Genomic DNA, 4,751 nt, shown 5'->3' with positions numbered 1-4,751 from the left:
CCGCTCACCATCTTTTCGAGATAGGTCTTCTTCAGTTCTTCGCTACCGGACAGAACGAGCGCCTCGATCGCGCCGGTGGTCAGCAACGGACAGAGCGAGAACGCATGATTGGCCGCTTTCCACATCTCGCCGACCGCCGCGGCAACCACCTTGGGCAGACCCTGCCCGCCCCACTCCGGCTCGCTGGCCAGAGCCGCCCAACCGCTTTCGACGAACAGCTTGTACGCCTCCTTGAACCCGGCCGGCATGGTCACCGCCTTGTCGTGCCAGGTCGCGCCTGCCTGATCGCCCGGATAGTTCAGCGGCGAGAGAACCTCGAGGGCAAAGCGGGCGGCTTCCTCAAGAACGGCATCGACCAGGTCCGGCGTTGCTTCCTCGCACCCCGGCAACTGGGCAACCGCATCGAGGCCGGCCAGTTCCTTCAACACGAACTGCATGTCGCGCAAGGGGGCATAGTATTCACTCATTCGATTCTCCTTCTCGATTGGGGCAATTCATTCAGTCCATCCGGCCACTCGTCCACCAAGGTGTCAACCTTGGCCAAGGTAGCGCTTGTCCTCAAAGTCAGTCAGCAGATCCGGCCGGTAGACCACCAGCAGCGTGGTCAGCATGCCGGAGAGCCACGCCTCGGAAAAGCCGAGCAGCAGAAAGTACGGCAGGTATTCCTCACCCAGGTACTCGCCGCGATACGCTCCGGCAAGGGCGAGAACCAGGCAGGATACTGCGCCGACGGCGAGCACCGTAAGCGCCGCAGCAAAAAAACCATTACAAAAGATATAGACGAAAACGTGCTGCGGCAGCAGCCGCTCGACCAGTCGATGCAGCAGTGCGCTGACCGCAACGCCCACGCCGGCCATCAGCAAGGCATTGACGGCAAAAACCTGCCAACCGGCAAAACCATTCAGCGTCACACCGAAGAGGACGAGCGACAGGCCGATGAAGGCCAGACGCCAGCCAAAGCACAGGGTCAGCACCGTCGCGCCGAGCAGGTGCAGCGTCAGGCCGGGCTTGATCCCGGCCTGCAGGTGCCAGAGCAGAAGCAGCGCGACGAGCATGCCGAGAAAGGCGTTCAGGCGCGCACTGTCGACCAGCACGCGCCACTCTGCCCGACGCAAGGCGCGCGCGGCGATCAAGACAAAGACAAACCATGCCGGAATCGTCCAACTCGCGTCGAGCAGACCATCCGGCAGATTCATCGCGCCCGCGCCGCCCGCTGATCAGCCGAGTTCCGCCAGCAAGGCCGGCAGAACCTCGAAGAGATCGCCGACCAGGCCGTAGTCGGCGACCTGAAAGATCGGTGCTTCGGCGTCCTTGTTGATCGCGACGATCACCTTGCTGTCCTTCATTCCGGCCAGGTGCTGGATCGCCCCGGAAATGCCCACCGCAATGTAGAGCTGCGGCGCCACGATCTTGCCGGTCTGCCCGACCTGATAATCGTTCGGGACGAAGCCGGCATCGACGGCCGCGCGCGAGGCGCCGATCGCCGCACCAAGCTTGTCGGCCAGCGGCTCGATCAGCTTGTGGAAATTCTCACCGTTACCGAGACCGCGGCCGCCCGAAATGACGACGCGCGCGGCCGTCAGCTCCGGGCGCTCGGACTTGGTCAATTCGCGCCCGACCAGTCGAGCGAGCCCCAGATCCGGTCCAGCCGGCAGGCTTTCGACGGCGGCGCTGCCGCCCTCGCCGGCCGCTTCAAAAGCCGTCGCACGCACGGTCACGACCTTGATCGGATCGCTCGACTGTACGGTGGCCACGACGTTCCCGGCGTAGATCGGGCGAACGAAGGTATCCGGCGAAACCACGCCAATGATTTCGGAGACTTGCGCCACGTCGAGCAGCGCGGCGACGCGTGGCATGAAGTTCTTCCCGCTGGTCGTCGCGGCGGCCAGGATGTGGCTGTAGGCCGCGGCTTGCGCGACGACCAGCGCGCTCAGGTTCTCTGGCAACTGGTCGGCATAATGCGCCGCGTCGGCGACGAGCACCTTGCTCACCCCGGCAATCTGTGCGGCTGCCTGCGCCGCTGCCGCACAAGCGCTGCCGGCGACGAGCAGGTGAAGTTCGCCACCGATCTTCGCCGCGGCGCTCACCGCGTTCAGCGTCGCGGCCTTGATCGAGGTATTGTCGTGTTCAGCAATAACGAGAATGGCCATGGTCAGATCACCTTCGCTTCAGTCTTCAGTTTCAACACCAGATCGGCGGCGTCGGCCACCTTGATCCCCGCCGTCCGCTTCGCCGGCTCGGCCACCTTGAGCGTCTTCAGGCGCGGCGTCACGTCCACGCCAAGCGCCGCCGGAGTCAGCGTCTCGAGCGGCTTCTTCTTCGCCTTCATGATGTTGGGCAGCGTCGCGTAGCGCGGCTCGTTGAGCCGCAGGTCGGCCGTCAGGACGGCCGGCAACGGCACTTCGACGGTCTCCAGACCGCTGTCGATCTCGCGCGTCACGGTCGCCTGGCTGCCGGTAACGGCGACCTGCGAGACGAAGGTCGCTTGCGGCCAGTTGAGCAGGCCGGCCAGCATCTGGCCGGTCTGGTTGGCGTCGTCGTCGATCGCCTGCTTGCCGCAGAAGACGATCTGCGGCTGCTCCTTCTCGCAAACCGCCTTGAGCAGCCTGGCCACTGCCAGCGGCTGCAGTTCGCCGTCGGCCTGAATCAGAATGCCGCGATCAGCGCCGATCGCCATCGCCGTGCGCAGCGTTTCCTGACAATTGGCGACACCGGCCGAGACCACCACAACCTCGCTCGCTACCCCGGCTTCTTTCAGACGGACGGCCTGTTCGACGGCGATCTCATCGAAAGGGTTCATCGACATCTTGACGTTCGCCAGATCGACATCGCTGCCATCCGGCCTGACCCGCACCTTGACGTTGTAGTCCACCACCCGCTTGACTGGAACGAGGATTTTCAAGTTTCTCTCCTTTTATCACTCACTGATCAAATCGCCGGGCGCGCCGCGCGCCACGCACTGAAAACGACGCCAAGCGCGCCACCTGAAGCGCACGTTTGACATCGCCGAAATCTCACCGGACAATAGGCCATACTTTCTGGTATGGATGGCGTACGGTACCGTATGGAAAGTCTCCTGTCAACACCGTCGGCACGATGGTGTCACGCGAAACTGTGATATTGCCTCAGGCGAAGAAATCAGGAAAGGACCAGATCAGAATGAAGTCTTCGGGTGGCAGACCACGCACTCCTCTCGACCGTCACGAGTGGATCGAAGCGGCGATCAACATCCTTGCCGAACAAGGTGTCCAGGGCATGCGGGTGGAGGTGCTGGCGAAGAATTTCGGCGTCACCAAGGGCAGCTTCTACTGGCACTTCAAGGACCGGCAGGATCTCTTCTGTGCCGTTCTGCAGACCTGGCGCGACGGACGCATACGCGACATCAACAAACAGACCATCGCCACCCCGGGCAACGAACGCGAGCAACTGCTGCACCTGATCGAGGTCTATGGCGCCACGCGCAACCGCAAAGGCATCTCGATCGAACTCGCCGTGCGCGAATGGGCGCGCCGCGACGAGCAGGCGGCCGCCATCGTCGCCGAAGTCGACGCGTGGCGCCTCGAGTGCACGCGCAAGCTCTACCTGGCGCGCGGGCTGAGCGACGACGAAGCCAGGAGTCGCAGCGTCCTGCTCTACGCCTACGTCTTTGGCCAGAGTCTGATGGTCTGCGAGGGCTTCGATTCCCGACTGGCCGATTTCAAACGCTGGATCGCCGACCTCATCGTACACGCCTGAGCGCCGCCGGTCGGCTCAGCGCTCGTTCATCCCATGCCGCGGGAGCGCTCACATGTCACAGGCCCCTCATCAACAGTTCATCCTCGCGCTCGACCAGGGGACGACCAGCTCGCGCGCCATCCTCTTTGCACGCGATGGCAGCCTGCGCGCGGTCGCTCAGCAGGAATACGCGCAGCACTATCCCCAGCCCGGATGGGTCGAACACGACGCCGACGAAATCTGGCAGACGCAACTGGCGGTCGCCCGCAGCGTCCTGCGCGAGAACAACATCAGCGCCGGCCAGATCGCCGCCGTCGGCATCGCCAATCAGCGCGAAACGACCGTCCTTTGGGAGCGCGCCAGCGGCCGCCCGCTACACCGCGCCATCGTCTGGCAAGACCGGCGGACGGCCGACCGCTGTGCCGCCCTGCTCGCCGCCGGGCACGGCGAACTCATTCGCCAGCGCACCGGCCTGCAGCTCGACGCGTACTTTTCGGGCAGCAAGATCCAGTGGCTGCTCGACCACATCCCGGGCGCGCGCGCGCGCGCCGAACGCGGCGAACTGGCCTGCGGCACGATCGATACCTGGCTCGCCTGGCAGCTATCGGGCGGCCGGGCCCATGTGACCGATGCATCGAATGCCTCGCGCACGCTGCTTTTCGACCTCGAACGCGGCACCTGGGACGACGAACTGCTGCACCTCTTCGACATCCCGCGCGCGATTCTGCCCGAGGTCGTCGATAGCAGTGGCGAAATCACGCGGCTTGGCGCGGAATGGCTCGGCGCATCGCTGCCACTCAGCGCGATCGCCGGCGACCAGCAGGCGGCGACCTTCGGCCAGGTGTGCCTGACGCACGGCATGGCCAAGAACACCTACGGCACCGGCTGCTTCCTGCTGATGAACACCGGCCGCCAGGCAATGCCCTCCGCGCACCGCATGCTGACCACGATCGGCTGGCGGCGCCAGGGGACGACGACGTATCTGCTCGAAGGCAGCGTCTTCATGGGTGGCGCCACCGTGCAATGGCTGCGCGACG

Annotated in this window: 6 protein-coding genes; 2 read left to right on the top strand and 4 right to left on the bottom strand. The window is 64.6% G+C overall.

From position 1 onward, the window contains the following. The 4 genes from RKP46_RS09735 to RKP46_RS09720 all read right to left on the bottom strand — a co-directional run. Positions 1–467: acyl-CoA dehydrogenase N-terminal domain-containing protein (locus RKP46_RS09735; RefSeq protein WP_311106465.1), on the bottom strand; the 467-nt coding region annotated here is incomplete at its 3' end. 63 nt (positions 468–530) lie between these two features. Further along, entirely contained in the window at positions 531–1,196 is a 666-nt protein-coding gene (locus RKP46_RS09730; RefSeq protein WP_311106464.1) for an energy-coupling factor ABC transporter permease, read from the bottom strand. Between the two features lie 21 nt (positions 1,197–1,217). Beyond that, complete coding sequence (locus RKP46_RS09725) at positions 1,218–2,150, bottom strand: FAD-binding protein (RefSeq protein WP_311106463.1); 933 nt, start codon at positions 2,148–2,150, stop codon at positions 1,218–1,220. A 2-nt stretch (positions 2,151–2,152) separates the two neighbouring features. Continuing rightward, positions 2,153–2,902 (bottom strand): electron transfer flavoprotein subunit beta/FixA family protein, encoded by a 750-nt coding sequence (locus RKP46_RS09720; RefSeq protein ID WP_311106462.1) that lies wholly within the window; start codon positions 2,900–2,902, stop codon positions 2,153–2,155. Between the two features lie 257 nt (positions 2,903–3,159). On the opposite strand from RKP46_RS09720, the gene RKP46_RS09715 reads away from it, so the two are divergent. Together RKP46_RS09715 and RKP46_RS09710 are read left to right on the top strand one after the other, a co-directional pair. Next, positions 3,160–3,735 carry a TetR/AcrR family transcriptional regulator gene (locus tag RKP46_RS09715; protein WP_311106461.1) on the top strand — a complete coding sequence of 192 codons (576 nt, stop codon included), beginning with the start codon at positions 3,160–3,162 and terminating at the stop codon, positions 3,733–3,735. Positions 3,736–3,787: 52 nt separating this feature from the next. Next, positions 3,788–4,751, top strand: a 964-nt coding sequence (locus RKP46_RS09710; RefSeq protein WP_311106460.1) for an FGGY family carbohydrate kinase, incomplete at its 3' end; no start/stop codon positions are given.

Origin of the sequence: Accumulibacter sp. (genome assembly GCF_031732815.1) — a bacterium.
GTDB lineage: Bacteria > Pseudomonadota > Gammaproteobacteria > Burkholderiales > Rhodocyclaceae > Accumulibacter.
This window is presented reverse-complemented; position numbering and strand designations above follow the sequence as displayed.